20 protein-coding genes are annotated in these 17,696 nt (G+C 49.6%); 15 read left to right on the plus strand and 5 right to left on the minus strand.

Annotated elements, in window-relative coordinates:
- The 6 genes from CWO84_RS24430 to CWO84_RS14240 form a co-directional block, all read left to right on the plus strand.
- Positions 1–189 (plus strand): hypothetical protein (locus tag CWO84_RS24430; protein ID WP_165786329.1); only part of this gene is annotated, 189 nt, incomplete at its 5' end.
- On the plus strand, positions 186–581 hold the full coding sequence (locus tag CWO84_RS14220) for a hypothetical protein (RefSeq protein ID WP_101053365.1): 396 nt from the start codon (positions 186–188) through the stop codon (positions 579–581). The genes CWO84_RS24430 and CWO84_RS14220, both read left to right, overlap by 4 nt.
- Positions 578–796 (plus strand): hypothetical protein, encoded by a 219-nt coding sequence (locus tag CWO84_RS14225; protein ID WP_101053367.1) that lies wholly within the window; start codon positions 578–580, stop codon positions 794–796. The genes CWO84_RS14220 and CWO84_RS14225 overlap by 4 nt, the downstream gene beginning before the upstream one ends.
- Positions 793–1,026 carry a hypothetical protein gene (locus tag CWO84_RS14230; RefSeq protein WP_101053369.1) on the plus strand — a complete coding sequence of 78 codons (234 nt, stop codon included), beginning with the start codon at positions 793–795 and terminating at the stop codon, positions 1,024–1,026. Before CWO84_RS14225 ends, CWO84_RS14230 begins: the two co-directional genes overlap by 4 nt.
- The gene (locus CWO84_RS14235; protein WP_101053371.1) at positions 1,023–1,472 is read left to right on the plus strand and encodes a hypothetical protein; all 450 of its coding nucleotides are present in this window, start codon (positions 1,023–1,025) and stop codon (positions 1,470–1,472) included. Before CWO84_RS14230 ends, CWO84_RS14235 begins: the two co-directional genes overlap by 4 nt.
- A 363-nt stretch (positions 1,473–1,835) precedes the next feature.
- Positions 1,836–2,288: a hypothetical protein gene (locus CWO84_RS14240; protein ID WP_101053373.1), complete on the plus strand. Its 453-nt coding sequence runs from the start codon at positions 1,836–1,838 to the stop codon at positions 2,286–2,288.
- 203 nt (positions 2,289–2,491) lie between these two features.
- Here CWO84_RS14240 and CWO84_RS14245 read toward each other — a convergent pair whose 3' ends face one another.
- Complete coding sequence (locus CWO84_RS14245; protein WP_133120688.1) at positions 2,492–2,851, minus strand: hypothetical protein; 360 nt, start codon at positions 2,849–2,851, stop codon at positions 2,492–2,494.
- A gap of 24 nt (positions 2,852–2,875) precedes the next feature.
- On the opposite strand from CWO84_RS14245, the gene CWO84_RS14250 reads away from it, so the two are divergent.
- The 3 genes from CWO84_RS14250 to CWO84_RS14260 all read left to right on the plus strand — a co-directional run bounded on the left by CWO84_RS14250 (position 2,876) and on the right by CWO84_RS14260 (position 6,922).
- Positions 2,876–3,421 (plus strand): hypothetical protein, encoded by a 546-nt coding sequence (locus tag CWO84_RS14250; RefSeq protein WP_117433619.1) that lies wholly within the window; start codon positions 2,876–2,878, stop codon positions 3,419–3,421.
- Positions 3,422–4,172: 751 nt separating this feature from the next.
- Entirely contained in the window at positions 4,173–4,991 is an 819-nt protein-coding gene (locus CWO84_RS24435; RefSeq protein ID WP_165786330.1) for a KilA-N domain-containing protein, read from the plus strand.
- 740 nt (positions 4,992–5,731) lie between these two features.
- A complete protein-coding gene (locus tag CWO84_RS14260; RefSeq protein ID WP_101053379.1) occupies positions 5,732–6,922 on the plus strand; it encodes a site-specific integrase in 1,191 nt (396 codons plus the stop codon).
- A 56-nt stretch (positions 6,923–6,978) separates the two neighbouring features.
- Here CWO84_RS14260 and CWO84_RS14265 read toward each other — a convergent pair whose 3' ends face one another.
- Complete coding sequence (locus tag CWO84_RS14265) at positions 6,979–8,385, minus strand: Fic family protein (RefSeq protein ID WP_101053381.1); 1,407 nt, start codon at positions 8,383–8,385, stop codon at positions 6,979–6,981.
- A gap of 269 nt (positions 8,386–8,654) precedes the next feature.
- On the opposite strand from CWO84_RS14265, the gene CWO84_RS14270 reads away from it, so the two are divergent.
- The 6 genes from CWO84_RS14270 (at position 8,655) to CWO84_RS14295 (ending at position 11,897) form a co-directional block, all read left to right on the plus strand.
- Positions 8,655–9,302: a transglycosylase SLT domain-containing protein gene (locus tag CWO84_RS14270; protein ID WP_101053383.1), complete on the plus strand. Its 648-nt coding sequence runs from the start codon at positions 8,655–8,657 to the stop codon at positions 9,300–9,302.
- Positions 9,303–9,320: 18 nt separating this feature from the next.
- A complete protein-coding gene (locus CWO84_RS14275) occupies positions 9,321–9,632 on the plus strand; it encodes a flagellar transcriptional regulator FlhD (protein WP_101053385.1) in 312 nt (103 codons plus the stop codon).
- A complete protein-coding gene (locus tag CWO84_RS14280; protein WP_101053387.1) occupies positions 9,629–10,186 on the plus strand; it encodes a FlhC family transcriptional regulator in 558 nt (185 codons plus the stop codon). Before CWO84_RS14275 ends, CWO84_RS14280 begins: the two co-directional genes overlap by 4 nt.
- 144 nt (positions 10,187–10,330) lie before the next feature.
- Positions 10,331–10,681: a UPF0175 family protein gene (locus CWO84_RS14285; RefSeq protein WP_101053389.1), complete on the plus strand. Its 351-nt coding sequence runs from the start codon at positions 10,331–10,333 to the stop codon at positions 10,679–10,681.
- Positions 10,681–11,169 (plus strand): DUF3368 domain-containing protein, encoded by a 489-nt coding sequence (locus CWO84_RS14290; protein WP_101053391.1) that lies wholly within the window; start codon positions 10,681–10,683, stop codon positions 11,167–11,169. Before CWO84_RS14285 ends, CWO84_RS14290 begins: the two co-directional genes overlap by 1 nt.
- A gap of 122 nt (positions 11,170–11,291) precedes the next feature.
- Positions 11,292–11,897 (plus strand): hypothetical protein, encoded by a 606-nt coding sequence (locus tag CWO84_RS14295; RefSeq protein ID WP_240618057.1) that lies wholly within the window; start codon positions 11,292–11,294, stop codon positions 11,895–11,897.
- A 152-nt stretch (positions 11,898–12,049) separates the two neighbouring features.
- Here CWO84_RS14295 and CWO84_RS14300 read toward each other — a convergent pair whose 3' ends face one another.
- Genes CWO84_RS14300 through CWO84_RS14310 form a run of 3 tightly spaced genes read right to left on the minus strand, consistent with a single transcriptional unit; the run spans position 12,050 to position 17,620 of the window.
- On the minus strand, positions 12,050–15,094 hold the full coding sequence (locus tag CWO84_RS14300) for a conjugal transfer protein TraG N-terminal domain-containing protein (protein WP_240618058.1): 3,045 nt from the start codon (positions 15,092–15,094) through the stop codon (positions 12,050–12,052).
- Positions 15,087–16,610, minus strand: a complete 1,524-nt coding sequence (locus CWO84_RS14305) for a conjugal transfer protein TraH (protein WP_240618059.1) — start codon at positions 16,608–16,610, stop codon at positions 15,087–15,089. The genes CWO84_RS14300 and CWO84_RS14305 overlap by 8 nt, the downstream gene beginning before the upstream one ends.
- Positions 16,607–17,620, minus strand: a complete 1,014-nt coding sequence (locus CWO84_RS14310) for a conjugal transfer protein TraF (protein WP_033159474.1) — start codon at positions 17,618–17,620, stop codon at positions 16,607–16,609. The genes CWO84_RS14305 and CWO84_RS14310 overlap by 4 nt, the downstream gene beginning before the upstream one ends.
- Positions 17,621–17,696 lie beyond the last annotated feature (76 nt).

The raw sequence follows: 17,696 nt of genomic DNA on the forward strand, positions 1-17,696 counted from the left end.
AAGCCGCAAGAATTCACCGAGGTCGAGCGCTGGGCAGACAACCACCTGCAAGCCGCCGGCAACCTATACCGACTGTTCGACAGCAACACCAAGGCAATGCTGGTCGAATTCGAAGCTGAATCGCTGGCAGACGCCAAAGTCAAAGCCGGCCTATTCCTTCGCGACAGTGCTAAAGGAGACGCAGCATGAGCACCCAAGCCCAAGCCAATAAACAACCCGCCAGCCCCTCATTCGGCACGAAAAGAATCGACGTTGCGTTAAAAGCCCTTTGGTCTAAGGCGAGCAATCAATTCAGTAATGACGAATTAAAATGGTTTGCCGGCCTTGGGGAAACAGCAGAGCAACAAGCGCTTGGTCTTGCGGATGCGTTGGAGAGCTTTTACTGCCACACCGCCGAGGATAGCGATGTTGATGATTTTAGGGATTTGCTGTTTTGTCTCTCAAATCAGGCATATGCGGTAGTCGGCATGGCGGGAATCTGCGCAAGCGCGACAGATCGGTTAATTCACCCTGAGCGATACGTCAAGACTGGCATAGATAACCCGCAGGATACCAGCGCACAAAAAGGCGGTGAAGCATGAGTGCAAATATAGCCACCCCAAGCCTGGACAGTGTTTTCGAGTCCGCGCAACGCGCCCACGCCGTGATTTTATTGCTGGCCGAATCCTGTTATTCCCCAGCGTATACTGACACTGTTATTTATTCACTGTGGGCGGTGGAACGCGAACTTAGAGAAATCAAAGAGGCCTTGGGCGACACTACCAATCCCGCTAAAAGCGATGGTGGTGCGCCATGAACAACAAACTAACCCTAGACAAATCCGCCTTGGCGGAAGAGCTTTCGATCAGCGTGAGAACCCTGGAGCGAATGATCAAAGACGGCGATGTGCCGCCGCCATCTAGCAAGATCCCAAAAATTGCGTGGCCGACTGCTGTGATCGAAAAATGGTTACTCGAAGAATACAACTTGACTGATGAAACCACAAAAGTTGAAAAGAAACGCGGCCGTAAGAGGTTAGCAATATGAGTGCCGCGAATTTTGTAAAACCCATCTGCACCGGCGAGACCGTGATTGATGTGATTATGCAATCGGCTGAGCGCGCGAGCGGCGTGCTTGAGTTGGCATTGCAGCGATTAATGAGCAATGACAACACCGATCAAGATCTGTTCTACGCCCTGTGCGCGGCCAAGCGTGAAATGACTGATATTCGGGCCATCACTGAGGCGTATCAAGATGGGGAGTATGACCAGTCAGAGTCAAACCAGCCGCAGGCAAAACCGACTTATACTGCCGATCCCGCTGAGGCCTACCCAGAAGCAGTCATCTTGACCAAGCTAATCAACTTTGCCGAAATCACTGCCGAACAAGCCGCAGGAATCGACGCCGAGTTGAAGAAATACCGGGCCGTAGCGGCAGTCAATGATTCTGCCACTGCTGGGGCAAGCCAGCACGGCAAAGGTGGTGCGAAATGAACTGGTACATCAAGTTTAAGCTTTGCATGGCGGTGTTCTGGGTTCGCGCGGCCATCATGAGGCGATATAGCCATACACAACCTAAAATCATCAGGCGGCTAAGCTTGGCAGCGTTCGAGGTGGTGACTGCTTTTTACATTTTCATGCGGTGGACGTGGGCCACGCACTAACCCACGCCAAAGCACAGAGCCGGGAAACCCCCGGCTTTTTTTGTGCCTACCCTTTGTTATTGTACTGTTCCGTATTGATACAATTAGAAACGTGAAAAATACCAGAAACCGTCAAGTTATTTTGAAATGCCTGTCTGAGCCGAACGACGATTGTGGCGGGGCTCCACCGTACTCGGCGCAATCAATAAAGCACATGCTCGAATACACGCCTGAGTGGTATGGCGCGGCTAATCCGGTAAGCATCTCGCAAATACATCGCACACTAAGGGATCTGTACGCAGCCGGCTTGATTGCATTCGAATACCGCATAGACGACGGCTTCAACGGTAATTTGCCGCAACGAGTCAAATACTGGCAGCTTGCCGGCGAGGTAGAGCGGAACAAGCTGATCAATGAAGTTAATTCGGCTTGCCGACTGGCCGGCAGGGTTCACGGTGTGATGTTCTTCGGCGGACTGATTGAACAGCCAGTGAGTGAAGGCCAAAAGGAGCAGGTTATCAAAAATCTAAAGGCCATGATGCAACGAACGCACCCGGACAAGGTGGAAGGCTTTACTGATCAATTCAAGCAGCTTCAGGAGGCGCTGGCTTACGTTCGGAGCAACATTGACTTGATGGCGGGGTCGGCCAAACAGTTACAAGGCTAACCGGGAATTCCCGATTTGACTTGTCCCCACAAAACAAACAGTTACCATGATAAAGCCTGAGCTGTGTCGTTTATCAGCATGATTGGCTTGCCATAACCTCCTTTAAAGACTGGTCCAAAATCAGGACCAGCTTCGGATTCTATTACCTGGAATTCCAGGAATTAAAATAGGAAACGCCGCTCGCTCCGCTAATTTACTGGGTTTTAGCGGTTTTGTATCATCCCGCATTGATACAGTTGCAAGGCCAATAACCGGAATTCCAGGTATTGAGTCAAAACAAGGCCTTGATAGGTGAAGGGAAATTCTCCCGCACCTCGCCCGCCCGCGAGTTTGCTAGGTTTCTGTTGAAAGCTGCGCACCATCCCAACCCGCGTCAGTTTTGATGGCGTCGGTAATGCCGACATCATGTAGACGCCAGCAAATTTGCGTTCATCTGATTTAGGCTTGGTATTGCCGACTCCATCAGACGAGAGCAAGAAGTGATAGTTAACTTTTACTCTGACGTACTCCGAAACCAATTCCCGTTTGCCGTGTTTCTTGCCAGTGCTAGACTGTAATTGCACGTACCTAACCCAAGGGAGCACGTCATGTTTACCAAGAAAAAAAGCCTACTCATCATCGCCGTTACCAGCATTTTTGCAGGCAACGTCTGGGCTGAAAAGCCCGACTGGAAAAGCCATGATGACAAACAGCACAAATCGCACAAAGAAAAACACCATGATTACGAACAACGTGATCACGATGATGGTGGCCAAAATTACCGCATCGAAGGTGAAAGTCGTTATGACAATCCTGCTCCCAACTCATACGAAACGGTCCGACAGTTTTTATTTAACGATCAACACCGAGTTCAAATTCGTAACTACTATTATGAGCAAGAACGCTCAGGCCATTGTCCACCAGGCTTGGCTAAAAAACGTAATGGCTGTATGCCGCCTGGCCAAGCAAAAAAATGGAGTATTGGCCAACGATTCCCTCAGAGTGCATCCTATAACTACCTGCCACCTGAACTTTTGTACCGACTTGGACAGCCTCCTGCTGGTTATGGCTATGTGCAATCCGCGTCTGACATTTTGATGCTAAATCTTGCGACTGGTGTTATTAGCGACATCATTTATAACTTAGGCAGATAAAAAACGCCGCACGCATTTGAAGTTCGGGACCATCTTTAACCAGAACTCATTCACTTTGGCTTGGGCGATTCGATAAAGGGTTTCAGTGGGACGGGAGGCCAGGCTTTAGATATTTACTTTTGCTCGTAGATTGGGTTGTGTGCAGATTTACCTTGAGGATTTGAACCTGAAGCCGGTGGTTTGGCTACGTCAGGAACATTGCCCAATCCAAGGCATAAACTATCAGTCTTAAGACTCGCAATATCACAATGATGACCATGCCAAAACCACGCACACCGCCGCCGCCTCGACCAGGCTGGAATTACGATACCTACTTCCTGGCGCAATTAGCCAAGGCCAAGGAACAAAAGCTGTTGCAGTGATGGGTTGAGGCTTCGCGCATCATCACCGGCCAAATCGGAACCACGAGTTCCGATTTGCAAGCTCATCAATACCGCTCGTTCCGCGAATTTACTGGGCTGAGCGGTTTTGTATCATCCCGCATTGATACAATTGCAAGGAAACTCCTGGAATTCCGGTAGTTTCCCTGAATTGAAATCAGGGCATTCCAAGTCATTGAAAAACAACTCCCTAAACATTAGTGAGCCCAGCAACCGGCTATTGCCCTAATTTCAAATGACGTCGGTATTGCCGACATCATGTAGAGCCAGCAAACTAAGGATTTGATTGACGAACTGACCAAAGGCGGAATTCCGCCTTCGGTCTTGAAATATGGTTCAGCGCCAATGAATTCCGATAATTCGTCGGAATTGTGATCATTCCCCAATATTGGGGAGCACACAAACAAGCGTCAAAGCCCTATTTCAGATTCGGAAAACGCCGCATGGCGTCTGGCGGAGAAGAACGTCACCAACCATCTGACTGGTTGCGCGTTAAGCAAACCCAAGATTTAGTCAAAGAATTAACTCCGGGAATTACCGGAGTTTCAGAAACTACCGGAATTCCAGTAGAAACCATAGAAGGCAGGAAAGGCGGGACTTATGTAGTCAAGGAATTGGTTTATTCCTACGCCATGTGGATCAGCGCCAAGTTTCATTTGCATGTGATTCGAGCATACGACGAAATGGTTAATAAGCCAACGCAATTCGCCATTCCTAAATCCTTGTCTGAAGCATTGCTATTAGCAGGTACCTTGGCGGCGGAGAATGAGGCCTTGGCGTTAAAGGTAGAGGCCGACAGGCCCAAGGTCAGACTGGCTAACTTGATCGGCGAGTCGTCCAACGCCAGGTGTGTTCGCGTGTGGGTAAAGACGATGAAAAACGACAATAACCTGTGTGTTGGAGAGCGGGAGGTGTTTAAGTTTCTCGTTGATAAAAAATACATCTTCAAGCCACGCGGCGAGAAAGGCTATTTGCCCTACGCAAACCACGAATCGACGGGTACCGGATACTTCATGACCACGGTGGAAGAAATCAACGGCAAGCCGCGTAGGATGCTCAAGATTACCGGAAAAGGTGTTGCACACCTAACCGCCAGGGTGATTGATCATTTCAATCAGTTGCGGCTGGCAGATTCGGCTCAATGTTTTTGCTCGCCAGTTTTGGCGAGCGAAGGCCGATTAATTCAGTAACGCAAGTTTTGCGTTACCTTTATTTGCAAGGCCTTAGGAATGTCGCGGAAATACGCGGCATTGGTTGTGATGAGCGCCCTAGTTTCAATCTAGGCTGTCTCGATAACGCAAAATTGCTTTATGCATGAATTCAAGAGCTTGAGAAGATATAACCGAAAATTCGGTCATCAATGAAATTCAATCAGTTAGCCATAAAAAAGCCGGCAAAGCCCCCGTATAAGGCTTGCCGGCTGGTACATCCTTGCAATCTCATGAACTGACAAGATGCCGACCCGAGTATTTGGGTAACTTGGGCCAACTGCGCTAAGCTCGCCAACCTAACGCAAGGCCAGTATATCGGCTCGGCTTGGCTGGATAGGGGTGAGTTTTCTTGATTGAAACATCCATCATCGGTGGAAGTTGGAATTCCCGGCAACGGCGGGGATTTTTCCGGCATCTTTTTGAGTTAAAGCATTTGCCTTGAAACATGACCAGAGCATGACCAGAAAATTTTAGGCCAAAAAAAAGGACCTACATTTTCATGTAAGTCCTTAATTTATTTGGCTCCCCCGGACGGGCTCGAACCGCCGACCTAGTGATTAACAGTCGCTAAAGATCATGTTACCACGTATTTCTGTATGTTGCAGAACATTCCTAAATGCCCGATTATATTGAACTTTATAACATCATCCGTTCATGGTTGTTTCATTCTGCGACCTTATGTTGCGGAATTCAAGTGACCACAAAGTGACCACGAAATTATGTTTACTGACAAATCAATCAAAGGGCTCAAGGCAAAACCGTCGGCATATAGACTCTATGAAAAAGGGCCCGATAAAGGCTTTGGTGTCAAAGTGACGCCAGCCGGAAGCATAACCTTTTTTATTCAATATGCAGGTCCAGATGGTAAACAAAAATTCGCAAGCCTGGGCCGGTATCCATCGATTAGTCTATCTGAGGCAAGAGATAAGTGTCGTGAACTGAGACGGGAGATCGATCGCGGAGTTGACCCACAATCCCGCATTGAGCTGAGACTTGGCAGCGTAGCTGATTTGTTTGATTACTACATCAAGCACATGGTTGATTCAGGAAAGCGAACTTTTGAAAAAGTCGAGGCCGATCTTCATTACAACTGTAAAGACATTTTGGACTTACAAGCTAAAGACGTAACTCCAGCCCATATAAGGAAAATACTTTACACCATTATTTCGCGAGGCTCGAATGTTCAGGCTAATCGGATTCGGTCTTACTTAAGAAGAGCATTTGAATTAGGCGTTTATCATGATAACGACCCCAAAAACCTATCAAATGATTTTACTTTTCAAATACAAGCCAACCCTGTTGATGCAATTCCAAAAGATACCAATGCCGAAGTTGCTGGGGAAAGAGCATTATCATTTGCCGAAATCAAAGTGCTTTGGAGCGAAACATGCCTTCATGAGCAATTCCATCTAGCTACAAAATTACTACTCCTATATGGCTGCCGTTCTTGGGAACTCTGCGGCGCAATGAAACATGAGTTTGATTTTGAAGCCATGATTTGGAGCGCCCCGCCAGAACGCGTGAAAAACGAACGCTGGCTGATATTGCCTATTACTCCGTTGGCTAAAAAATTACTTAATGAATTATGGCCATATTCTGGAAACTCTGATTATCTTTTTCCAAGTAGATATAACGAAGAAAAACCAATACACAAAACGTCTTTGGCTCACGCTATCACGCGAATAAGCAGTATCGATACTTTTACCCCAAGAGATTTAAGAAGAACAGTAAAGACTCGTATGGGAGAAATTGGCATTGAAAAAAGCATCAGAGATAGGATACAAAATCATGCTCTAAATGATGTAAGCTCAAAACATTATGATAGATATGATTATTTACAGGAAAAACGAAGCGCCTTACTAAAATGGGAAAACTACTTAATCGAGTTGAGTGGAGATAAAAACACATAGTGTTGATTTTTATTAGATCAATAAAAAATTAGCCCCTAGTTATTTGTTGGTTCAATTCAATCACAGAATTTTGTTCCTTTTTCCTGCCATACCGAAAACTCTAGAGGACGCAAGCCGAAACGGATAGCATTTCCCGCATGTAACGTTTTGAGTTCGTTTTGTACCAAATTAATAAATTTCTGCTTATCTTCCTGAGACACGGAATTCGGAGTGCCAGCCAAAATTGCCGCTCCATCTGTTGCCAGTCCATCTCGGACAATAGCTCGTATGACTTCGGCCAACTCATTTCGGTAACGTAATCGAACGATGTCCGGTGGTACCAGCTGCTGTTGCACGGCAACGTATTGCTGACACGAACGCTCATAAGCCCAGATATAGACATCTCTCAATAATTCTATTTGGTTCAGTTCATAAATGCCTAGGACCGCGTCCACATAAGCTTGTTGTGGCACGTCGATAAACGACAGTGGGCAAAGATTGTGTTGAATCAGCGGAATATTGGCCGCCAACCGCGAAACCCGTTTGTTAACGTCTTCGAAGGGTTGCAAGTAAGGCAAATGCACCATCAGGAAAAACGATTGTTCAAACGGATCGTTGATTTCCGCCGCCATGGTCATGACAATCCCAAACAACTCCTCAATCCGTTGCGGCATCGCAATTGGCAAATAGACACTGCCGCCGATATCGACCGCTCGATTGCGCAGGCGACCACAACTCATCGGATCTGCCAACAAACCATCCGATAAAAAAGCATGTAAGGCAACGATGGTTTCGGCCGTAACGCCGGCATGCTCGGTATCGCGTACCAAATATTCAATAGCCGATTTGTGATTGAGGATCATCTGGGTTTCCATGACATCCTTGCCTTCAGCCGCCTGACCGAACTCAATCAAGCGTTCGGTATCCAGTCGACTGTAGGTATTGCCTTCCAAACGGGAAGAAGCCCAAGAAAGGTCGATGAGCAGGCGATTCAGAATGTCACGGGCAAACGTTCCTGCCGGGGTTTGCTCAGACGGCGACCTGCCCAGGGTGTGTAATTGTTCGCGTAAACCAGCTGATAAGTAATAGGTGTGGTTTGGATAGTACTGCCCCAGGAAATCCGGTTGGTAGCTGACGGGAGGCCTTTGAGTTCGTGGTTGACGAATAAAGAACTTGATCTCTTCGCCTTCAGGCGAAATGGGAATGTAAACTTCGTCAACGCCCTGCCGGTTTGAGTCATCCACACCATCAACTGTGGCGATACCCGTACCAGGCTTTACGACTTTATACTTCAGTGCTCGCCCATCGCCTTCGCTAACAATTCGTCGCTCTGCCACCAATGTGGCCAAGCGACGTTGTAAAGTGCGGCCCTTGATTTCGAAATCTAGCCATTGTGCAATGTCTTTCGCGCCAATACCTTCGGGATATTGAGCAATTAGCTTTTCGATTCTCTCCAGCTCTTCTGATGGGACTATTTTTGGCATGATTTGATTTTTGGTGTCGCGATTAGTTTTAGTGCGCCATTTAATATGTCATTAAACCAAAAATCGCGCCATAAAAACTTCTTGGTTGCACATTTAAACTTAATCCAACTTCAGCCCGCTCCAGTCATCGCGCTCCGTACCGACCGCAAGATCAAGCAAGGCGTAATTCAGAGAACCAGCGAAAAACCGCGAAAAGAGCGGTTTTTCCAGCGTATAGAATTTTTGACAACATCGTAAACTCGCATCAAGACCATTACGGCGAGTTTGCGATGCGCAATATTCTTTCAAAAAATCTTAAGCTTCAGTGTCCATTTCAGAACATTGTTAAGCATCTTCGGATTGGCATGATGGGCGGCTTTTGCATCATCAACCAACCTATGGAGTCGATGGCTGATGGAGCCATTCAAATAAACAGTAGCAACCAACAGTCTCCTGGTTCAAAAACCACATTACGTAACACGCTGTGGGGCCAAGTTGCCCGGAGATATGGCATAGATCCCTACATTCTCTATGCAGTTGCGCTCACTGAATCGCGAAAAAACGATGACCAGAATAAAGTCATACCCTCGCCATGGGCCATCAACAACGCTGGCAACGCCTATATTCCTGGCAGCCAGCAGGAGGCCGAAGCCTTACTCAATCAAATGTTGGAGCAAGGTAAACGCAATATCGACGTTGGCATGATGCAAGTCAATCTGCGGTGGCATGGCCACCGTGTTGCGAAACCAGAGCAACTCTTGATACCAAGCACCAATCTCGAAATCGGCGCAAGTGTACTCTCCGAGGCCATCCAATCGGTGCCTGGCAATCTCGCACATGGCATAGGCCGATACTACAGTTGGAAAAACGAGCCCGCCGCCATCCAGTACGGGCAGAAAGTAATCGCCCTGGCAAATCAAATTCGCGCAATTCTTTAGACAATCGAGGATTGCAGAATGGATGAGAATCTATACAAACTCAATCTCGACTACCTCATCGTCGCGCAGTCCTTAATTTTTTCCGAGAGCGAACAAAAAGCCATGTTCTGCTTAGGCTTAACAACCGAAGCTGTTTCATTACTCCGAAAGATGCCGCTAGAGCAGTTAAAGAGCTTGGCTCGAAGCGATTGCCTGACCTTTGTTCCCCGTTTCAATCCCCATAAATGGAGCAAATTTCTAACCGTCGAAAAAAACGAAGATCCCAATGCACTCGACGCACGAACCATCGATCTTCTGATGCTCTTGTCTTCCCACCCGCCTGAGTCATGAGCAACCATTGCCCATTTGCTACTCGGCTTAAAGATCAGTATTGGGCCTATCAATTGCTGAAACGAAGATTACGCACAAAATTTGCCGGCCGGGTCATCAAAACCCTTCGACAGAAAGACTTATGTAATCTCTACTTTTCCCTACACGGAGAAAGTCCGGTCGCTGGCCTAGTCCCTAGCATCCTAGCTATGCCACAGTCACGTGAGTCGTTTCTTTACATGGCGCTATTTGCATCAATCTATCGAAGCGCTTGCTCAAGTGCTATCTCCGCCGAAATGGACCTAAACGCCCTAGTATTTGCCTGGGATACATTTTGTGCATTCTATCCAAGCCATATTCAACAACGCCGACCGTTTGGCCGCATACGGCCAGCTAATTTTGATGAAGCCTGGATTATCGTCGAAGCCCTGAGAGACGGACTCGCTGAACTACCTTACTGTAAGACCTGCCATACGCCTTATTTGGTTATTCATGGCTGTAAATACCAACAGGTCTGCCAAATGTGCATGCTAAACCAAATCCCTAAATCCAGAGAGCGATCAATGAGTAACTGATCCAAGGAACAGTCAGACCTAGTCACTGAGTCCCATAGCGGCCGATGCGTTTTCAAGGCAGATCAATCCCACTTCACATTGTTGCATCAATTTTCATTCTGAGGATTATAATCCACCCATCCAATCTTCCTATGTAATCAGACTATGAAAACGGTCAATGTCAGTGGTCTAAAGAACAATCCCAGCGAAGCCTTGCGCATGGCCCACGAGGATATGGTTCTGGTCATGAATCGAAACGAACCTGACGCGGTGATGGTCGGTCTCAAATCCGCCAAAATCATTGGTATGCCAGGTGTGCGTAAGGCCCTGGCTACGGCCTTATTCAAAGACGGGAATCTGTCCCTTGCCCGCTCCGCTAAACTCGCCGATATGCCGTTGGCAAACTTTATTGCGCACGTCTCGCGCCTGGGTATTTCCGTCATCGATCAAACGGCCGACGAAGTTGGGGATGATTTGGACACTCTGAATCAGTGGCTCACCAGGTCTGACCGCTGATGACCCAAAAAGTGATTGTCGATGCGAGCCCATTGATCGGACTGGCGCTGGTCGATGGTTTAATCTGGGTGCCCCAGTTATTTGGCCAGGTTTTCGTACCCGAAACGGTTAAACAAGAAGTTTTGCCGGGCAAATCGGCGCCAGGTGAACAAGCATTCGCCCAAGCATTCGACTCAGGTTGGTTAACGGTATGGCCGGAAATCATCATCCCCTGTTTGGATATTGATCTGGACGCTGGCGAAACCGATTGCATCAACATTGCACTGTCATCACCTGAAAACTATTTGCTGCTCATGGACGAACGTGCCGGACGGGCGGTGGCCAAAGAATATCAATTGCAAGTTGTCGGCACTGCCGCCGTCATCGGATTAGCCAAAAAGCGAGGTTTGATTGCGTCAGCTCGAGCCGCTTTTGAAGTCTTGCACCGTTCAGATTTTCGAATTTCGGCTACGGTCATCAACAAAATTCTGGCAAGTGTCGGCGAGTAAACCGTTCGATATGTAGGTCATCTTTCTTTGCCTTGTTGAAATAGTTTTGATTTAAAAAACCGACTTGGAACGTTAGTTCATTCGCGGTAGGATTGCCCAACCGCTTAAGCATGGAGAATGCTATGCCGACACAGTCATCACTCTCAAATCGATTCAAAAGGTCCAGCCAATCGATTCAAACCCGATTAAATCACTCGGTGTTTAATGGCCATCATGCAACGGTGGATTGCCCTGAATGCCATCGAATCATGTTGCCGCGCGTCATTACCTATTACGGGCAACCAACAAAATCGATTTGCCCTTTTTGTGGTGCAACGTTTGCCAAGTTTTCCTCCGGTTTACAACGATTTTTCGAACGTATCCACTCAAGAACCCTTTCATTTGATGCATTTAAAAAATTAATATTTTTCGCATCATGCTTCGGCTTGATTTGGTTGATCAGTCTATGGATTGAGCTACCTAAATCTCTTAACCTTATTGGAACAATCGGCGCACTTACCTTGCTAATCATCGCTGCAGCAGAGTTAACTGTTCAGCTGATAGAACATTTAGCTGCAAAACTCTCACATGAAAGCAATTATTACTGGGCAGGATTGGCTCTGATTCTCTCGGTTTTGTTGAGTCAGAATCCAGATTTAATCGACTATGCGCTTTTGTTTTCAGGAGTAATGCTGTTACGCTGGATTGCCGTAAGCGCATTACGAGCTTTGGGTGTAAAAAGATCGTAACTAATAATTGATTCGACCCCGTGCTCGATTAAAGTTAGCAATTTGATCGATCAAATCTGATCGGTTTTGCCCCGCCGCTTGTCTCAATAATACAGCAATATTCTCTGCGTCAGCCGGCGTTTCTTCATCTAGCATTCCTTGTTTCGCCAAGCCTAGGCTTCCGTCATCTTTTCCACCAACGGCAATTCCGGCACAGCCTCAAACATCGAGGCTTTATAGTAAGCCTGTTGGCTTGGTGTCAACTTATCAGCCACTTCACTTACCCTCTGATCAGCCCAAACATGCGCCACAGCCATAAACCCAGGATATGACTGAGCCGCAGCAGATTTAACGGCCTCCCAAGCATTATCATCCCTGGCATAGGCACTACTCGCATAATCAATAAATTGACTCACATGTTCATTGGCTACCTTGCCAACAGCTTCAAGGGTTTTAGCGGTGCTGTAAATACTCCCGCCTAAGTAATCGTAAGTTGCCTCTGCAGCCGAAGGCTTTTCATTGGCCGCTGCCGCAATTGATTGCCTAAAATGCTCCGCTTTGACATTCGCCAATTGACCAAAGCCTTCTCTTGAATTTTGTTCACGCTCGGCCAGGTTACGATCGTGTTGGGTTTCGACACGGGCTTCGCCACCGGCAATTTTTCCCGTCGCTGAACGAATCTGCGACTGTGCACGTTGATTCAGCGATTCGGTTTCGTCGCGTGGATCGTTGAGATGGGCCTGTTCGACGGAGGCTTGAACCTTACCAGTTTCCGGCGCATTGGTTTTCAGGGATCCGTTTCGGTTGGCATTCCAGGTTTGATCGGCTTGCGGCGCATTAAAGGCATCACCGAGCAGTTGGTAACCCGAGATATGCGCCTGATGCGATTGTTGATAATCCAGCGTGCGGTAACTAGGTGACGAGAATCCGGTCAATAACGACATGCCGGCGGCCGCGTAGGCTTGGTCAGCATCGCTGATCCAACCCGCCACTTTCCACTGCGATGCCAACCGCTGCGTATCGCCGCGCAAACCGTATTGATCGAGTGTACGATCCAGACGCTCCATCAAGCCTGGGTAATGTGCGATTTTGTATCCCGTCTCCGCCGCACCGAAACTGGCTTGTGTCCCGAAGCGTTGTTGGGCCGATAGGGTTTGTTGATAGGATTCGCTAGCGGATACCGCATCGGTTGCGCTGTGTTGCGAGGAGGACAACGACTGATTTTGCAGTCCCATTGAGGCGACGTTTCGGGTGCCGGTTTGCGCATCCATTGCCAGGCTTTTAGCTAAACCGGCCTGATAGCCCTGACTGTCCTTGACGGTTTGACTGATGTCAGCGGCGATGGCATCTGACTTGTCCTGACTGACTTTGAAGTCGTTTTGCAAGCGGCCAGAAATTGCGCCGCTGAGTTGGTCGTTACCGAGCTTGGCGCCGGCATTGGCACTGCCGGCCACCAACGCCGAGAACTGATCGGCGGATATGCCGGTATCGGCATGTTTCTTGGCGAAGGCTTCACCAAACTGACGGTTGTAAGCATCGGTGTAACTGGAACTACTGGCGATTTGATTGCCCAAGGAACGGGTGTCAAACGCATCACTGGTGATGCTGGCCGACTTCGACGCCGTTGAAGACACGCTGTGCATGAAGCTACTAGTGGCTTGCTCGGACGCGGAATAAGCTGACGAAACGGCGGCACTCATATCCTTGCCGGCGGTAAATGTGGGTAGCACCTTATCGACTCCGTTTTGGGTAACTGCTGAAAGTGGACTGTATTGATGTTGCGCCTGAGCATTCAATACCGGTGCCGGGCTGATCACATCGGGCGTGGCAATTTTCTCGTTCACATAATCGCCCCCGTCCATGCGTCCCAGGAAATGGGTGGCGGTGACCGCCCCGCGATAGATCAGCATCAACGTGATCGCCGGCGTCGACGCCGCCAGCATGCCGCCGATTGACAGCCATTGCTGCAACTCCATATCCAGCTGGTAAATGCCCATCATTGACGGCAAGTTGTAGGTGGCGGTGGTCAGCGCCGCCATTTTGCCAGCGGCCGACATCTGGATGAACAGATTGATGACCGCCAGTATCGGCATCCACAACTGGATCCACAGCAACATTGAGAAGTAGCCGATATTCATCCGAATACCGACATTGCCCAGCATCACCACAAACGCCATGATCGGTGCAATGGCATAACTCAAACCTTCGATAAATGCCATCATCGGCCGCACGATCTTGGCAAACAGGGTTTGTTCGGCGGCCCATTGGGTATTGCGTTGCTGAATGGCTTGATCGACCATCGCCGCCTTGTTCCAATGCAAACCGTCTTCGTGCCGGCCGATGACGCCTTTCTCGAACATGGGCAGGATGGCCGACATCAACATGTAATCGGCGGCATCGACCACGCCGGGACCGGCTAGCGCATCGAAGGCATCCTGAATTTTCGGCACCGTATCGCCTGCAGTCGGCACGCCCAAGGTCGGTTGCAACAAGCCTTCCAGCGTCGTCGCGAAATTGCCATTGGCCACCCCACTCAAATCGGCCCAGGCATCGGTACAGGTTTTGGTTTGCGGTTGGCCGCCGACAAAGATTTGCGTCATGTAGATGTCGGAATCGAAGCGGATGGCATTCAACGGATCCGCATCGCGCAAAATAGCATCCACCGATTTCTGATTCAGATCGACACCGGTTAAGGTGCATTCGCGCACGTAATTGGCAAACGAGGTTTCCATATCACTGCCGGCATTTGGCACGTTGGCCGCGCCTAGATTCACTCGAGACAATAGATTCTTCCGCACCGCCGTCAAGGTCTGCAAACTGTCGGCAAATCCATTGCCGGTCATCGATGGTGTGCCAAAGCCTTGTTCGAACAGTCGTGTGGTGCGATAACCCATGTTCGACATCACGCTTCCCACCACCGCCGGCCCCAGCGGTACGTTGTCGATCACCACTACACTGCCAGTATAGGCATCCTCGATCGACACCCGAACCGAAGGCGCATACAGCATCAACCACAACACATACGCTAACAGCAAATCCTGATAGCGTATGCCGCGGCCGTCCCATTGCAACAAGGCCCGAAGCATGACGATGATGACGCCGATCAAACCGCCGACGGCCGCTGCTGTGCGGTAATCGCCGGTACAGGAGATCATCGCGATGGCATTGAGTATGGCTTGCAAATAGGCGGAATCGCCCACGGAGAAAATTTCAAACATGGGCGACCTGCCTTTTAATGAAAGAGGGAGAAATGCATCGTGGGGAGGACGGGGAATGAGCGTTTAAGGACTTGGCCACGCCATCCCGGACGCCGGCAACTGTGCCACGGTACCGTAGTGTTTCGGCTTCACGGTGGTCATCAACTGCTGGTAAAACGCCATCAAGGTTTGCGGATTGCCGTAGCGTCCGGCGATGGTGACGTACTCGTCTTGAATCTGCTCGCGGGCGTCTTTCAAGGCATCCATCAGCAATTTGGCGTAGGCATGGTCGTTCATTGTGCGCCGCGGTTTGCACAGCATTGAGCAAATCGTTGACGATCAATTGCGCCAATTCCAGAGCAATCACCGGCGCGACTTCCTCGGCCCACAACTTTGCAATGCCGGCATCCTCCCTTGCCAAGTTATGGATCATGCCGCCGATGGCATCTGGCACAGTTTGCATGAAGGCTTTTTCGCTGTCGGTGATCTGGCCGCTGTTGGTCGAGAATTTGTAGATTAACCCGTTGCCGGTATTGGCAGAACCCAGCAGGATTTCCATCACCCGTTGCTTCAAGCCCACCAGATTGACGTTCTGGACAATGGGTTTGAGGCACTGATCGGCATCGTGTCCATCCGAACAGGTGTACATCCTGACGGTTTGATAACTATTGCCGACGTCATTGCCGTACATCAAATCCTTGATCCGCAGCACCGGTGGCGGCGCGCTGATGGCATTGTTCTCGCCTTTGCCATCGGGTGCGGCTTGCGGGGCATCGACGATCACGGTACCGGAAATACTCATCGCCGCTTCCAGCAAACTGTTGCCGCCAAAGCGGAACCAGCCGCCGGCATTTTGATTGACCAAGGCTCGCCAGACCAGATTACCCTGGATGATCTTGGTCATGTCGGTCGGGTCGTTCTGCTTGATTTGTTGTACCGGATCGCCCAGGGTGCTGGTATTGGTCCAGCTGGAAAACACATCCGATATGCCTTGGGTAAACGAGGCATTGGATAGATTGGTTTTACTTTGTAGATCGAAGGCTTTGACCGTGTCGTTGACCAAGCCTTGCGCCAAACGGCAGGAGTTACTGAACATCTGGTTCATCTCCTGAATCTTCTTTTGCAGATCGGTCATCACGGAGGCACACCAGGGACACATGGCGCCGACCGCCAGTTGAAAGGCATAGCCTGCCGCATTGCCGGCCACGTTGCGCATCAATTGCACGAACTGGTTGAAGTTGATGAAACTGAAACTACCTGCAAACAAATCGATACCCCCGCAGCCGGCGCTGAACGACGGCGGCACGAACGACACCAGATTGGTGTTAGTGATACCGTTGCGCGCCACCAGGCTGCCGCCGGTAATCACGCCACGGCGCTGTCCCAGATGCGCGGTGGGTGCCGTGAAGTTGGTCATGGTGCCGAACATGCTGTCCATTTCCTGTTGCAGGTCGGCATAGGCTGGATCAGCACTCTCGACCAACAAAATCAACACTACGATTTGACGATAGCGTAATCGAAACGTAAACGACGTCATGGCGTACTCCCCCTTTGCGCACTGCGTTGCAATGCCTGGATCAGTGACAGTGGATCTTGAGCAACCGCAGGACTGATACTGCCAACTGTTGGTAACAACATCGGCGTATTACGAATGCCCTGGGTGGTTTGGTATTGGGTGGCATCGATCCAACCGGCTTCCTTGGCGGCCAACAGAATCCGTCCGGTAACTTCCTCCAACGACAAGGCACCTTGCGCCAACGGTACTATTTGCTTGGGCGGTTTCATCAGGAACAGCGCCGGTGTCTGTTCAACGCCCAACATTGCCGCCTGCCCGTTATCGCGTTTGAACTGACTGAAAAAGCCATTCGGCATCGCCAAACCATCCAGCGATACCGGATAGATTTTGAAACCGTAGGCGTTTTCCAGCATCGCCAGAATCGGCGCCTGCACATGGCAATAAGGGCAATCGGACCGAAAGAAGAACAAAATACCGACTTGGGCGGCAATCGCTTTCAAGGCGCGCTCGGCCACTACGCTGGCTTGATGATTGGCTTCATTGGCCGCATAAGTTGCCACCGGCCGGCGCACCGTTTCATCGAGTTGCGGATCCGACATCACCACGTAACGCGCTGCATTGGTAAAACGCTCGGCTTTGTCCATCATCACCAGCTGCAGGTAATAAAACGCTGCGACATTCTCCTGAGTGGGATCATCAATGGCCTGGTTCAGGTAATGCTCCAGGTTTTGCTTCAACCAAGCAGAGGACAGGGGTTGGGGTTCTGCAGCTGGCTGGGCTTGAGTTTTGAGTTCCGTTTCAGCCTGATGAACGACGCTGGGCGGTTTGCTGTCAGGCTTCGGTGTGTGCTGATCAGCTTGAATATCGGGTTGGGCTTTTTTAACCGGCTCCGGCAACACCTCATACCAAAACCAGCCGCGCTGTTTGTCGACGAAATAGGAAACTTCGGACGTGTCGTCCTTACCCATCGCCAGAGAGGCTCTGAGACACAAGCTCAAGATGATCGGTAAAGAAATGGCATTTCGGTTCATCGCGCCATTGTCCGTCAGATTTTCCCAGCGACTTTTGCAGCTGACGACGAAAACGCCATCAGCTGCAAGATGGTTC

The organism is Methylomonas sp. Kb3 (assembly GCF_002834115.1).
Classification (GTDB): Bacteria; Pseudomonadota; Gammaproteobacteria; order Methylococcales; family Methylomonadaceae; genus Methylomonas; species Methylomonas defluvii.

What these genes read in the sequence shown, in the direction of transcription:
- CWO84_RS14280 (WP_101053387.1), top strand. Translation starts at nt 9,629, where the DNA reads ATGAGCAACCATTGCCCATTTGCTACTCGGCTTAAAGATCAGTATTGG.
- CWO84_RS14240 (WP_101053373.1), top strand. Translation starts at nt 1,836, where the DNA reads ATGCTCGAATACACGCCTGAGTGGTATGGCGCGGCTAATCCGGTAAGC.
- CWO84_RS14290 (WP_101053391.1), top strand. Translation starts at nt 10,681, where the DNA reads ATGACCCAAAAAGTGATTGTCGATGCGAGCCCATTGATCGGACTGGCG.
- CWO84_RS14250 (WP_117433619.1), top strand. Translation starts at nt 2,876, where the DNA reads ATGTTTACCAAGAAAAAAAGCCTACTCATCATCGCCGTTACCAGCATT.
- CWO84_RS14265 (WP_101053381.1), bottom strand. Translation starts at nt 8,385, where the DNA reads ATGCCAAAAATAGTCCCATCAGAAGAGCTGGAGAGAATCGAAAAGCTA.
- CWO84_RS14285 (WP_101053389.1), top strand. Translation starts at nt 10,331, where the DNA reads ATGAAAACGGTCAATGTCAGTGGTCTAAAGAACAATCCCAGCGAAGCC.
- CWO84_RS14220 (WP_101053365.1), top strand. Translation starts at nt 186, where the DNA reads ATGAGCACCCAAGCCCAAGCCAATAAACAACCCGCCAGCCCCTCATTC.
- CWO84_RS14300 (WP_240618058.1), bottom strand. Translation starts at nt 15,094, where the DNA reads ATGTTTGAAATTTTCTCCGTGGGCGATTCCGCCTATTTGCAAGCCATA.
- CWO84_RS14275 (WP_101053385.1), top strand. Translation starts at nt 9,321, where the DNA reads ATGGATGAGAATCTATACAAACTCAATCTCGACTACCTCATCGTCGCG.
- CWO84_RS14230 (WP_101053369.1), top strand. Translation starts at nt 793, where the DNA reads ATGAACAACAAACTAACCCTAGACAAATCCGCCTTGGCGGAAGAGCTT.
- CWO84_RS14270 (WP_101053383.1), top strand. Translation starts at nt 8,655, where the DNA reads ATGCGCAATATTCTTTCAAAAAATCTTAAGCTTCAGTGTCCATTTCAG.
- CWO84_RS14260 (WP_101053379.1), top strand. Translation starts at nt 5,732, where the DNA reads ATGTTTACTGACAAATCAATCAAAGGGCTCAAGGCAAAACCGTCGGCA.
- CWO84_RS14295 (WP_240618057.1), top strand. Translation starts at nt 11,292, where the DNA reads ATGCCGACACAGTCATCACTCTCAAATCGATTCAAAAGGTCCAGCCAA.
- CWO84_RS14310 (WP_033159474.1), bottom strand. Translation starts at nt 17,620, where the DNA reads ATGAACCGAAATGCCATTTCTTTACCGATCATCTTGAGCTTGTGTCTC.
- CWO84_RS14305 (WP_240618059.1), bottom strand. Translation starts at nt 16,610, where the DNA reads ATGACGTCGTTTACGTTTCGATTACGCTATCGTCAAATCGTAGTGTTG.
- CWO84_RS14225 (WP_101053367.1), top strand. Translation starts at nt 578, where the DNA reads ATGAGTGCAAATATAGCCACCCCAAGCCTGGACAGTGTTTTCGAGTCC.
- CWO84_RS14235 (WP_101053371.1), top strand. Translation starts at nt 1,023, where the DNA reads ATGAGTGCCGCGAATTTTGTAAAACCCATCTGCACCGGCGAGACCGTG.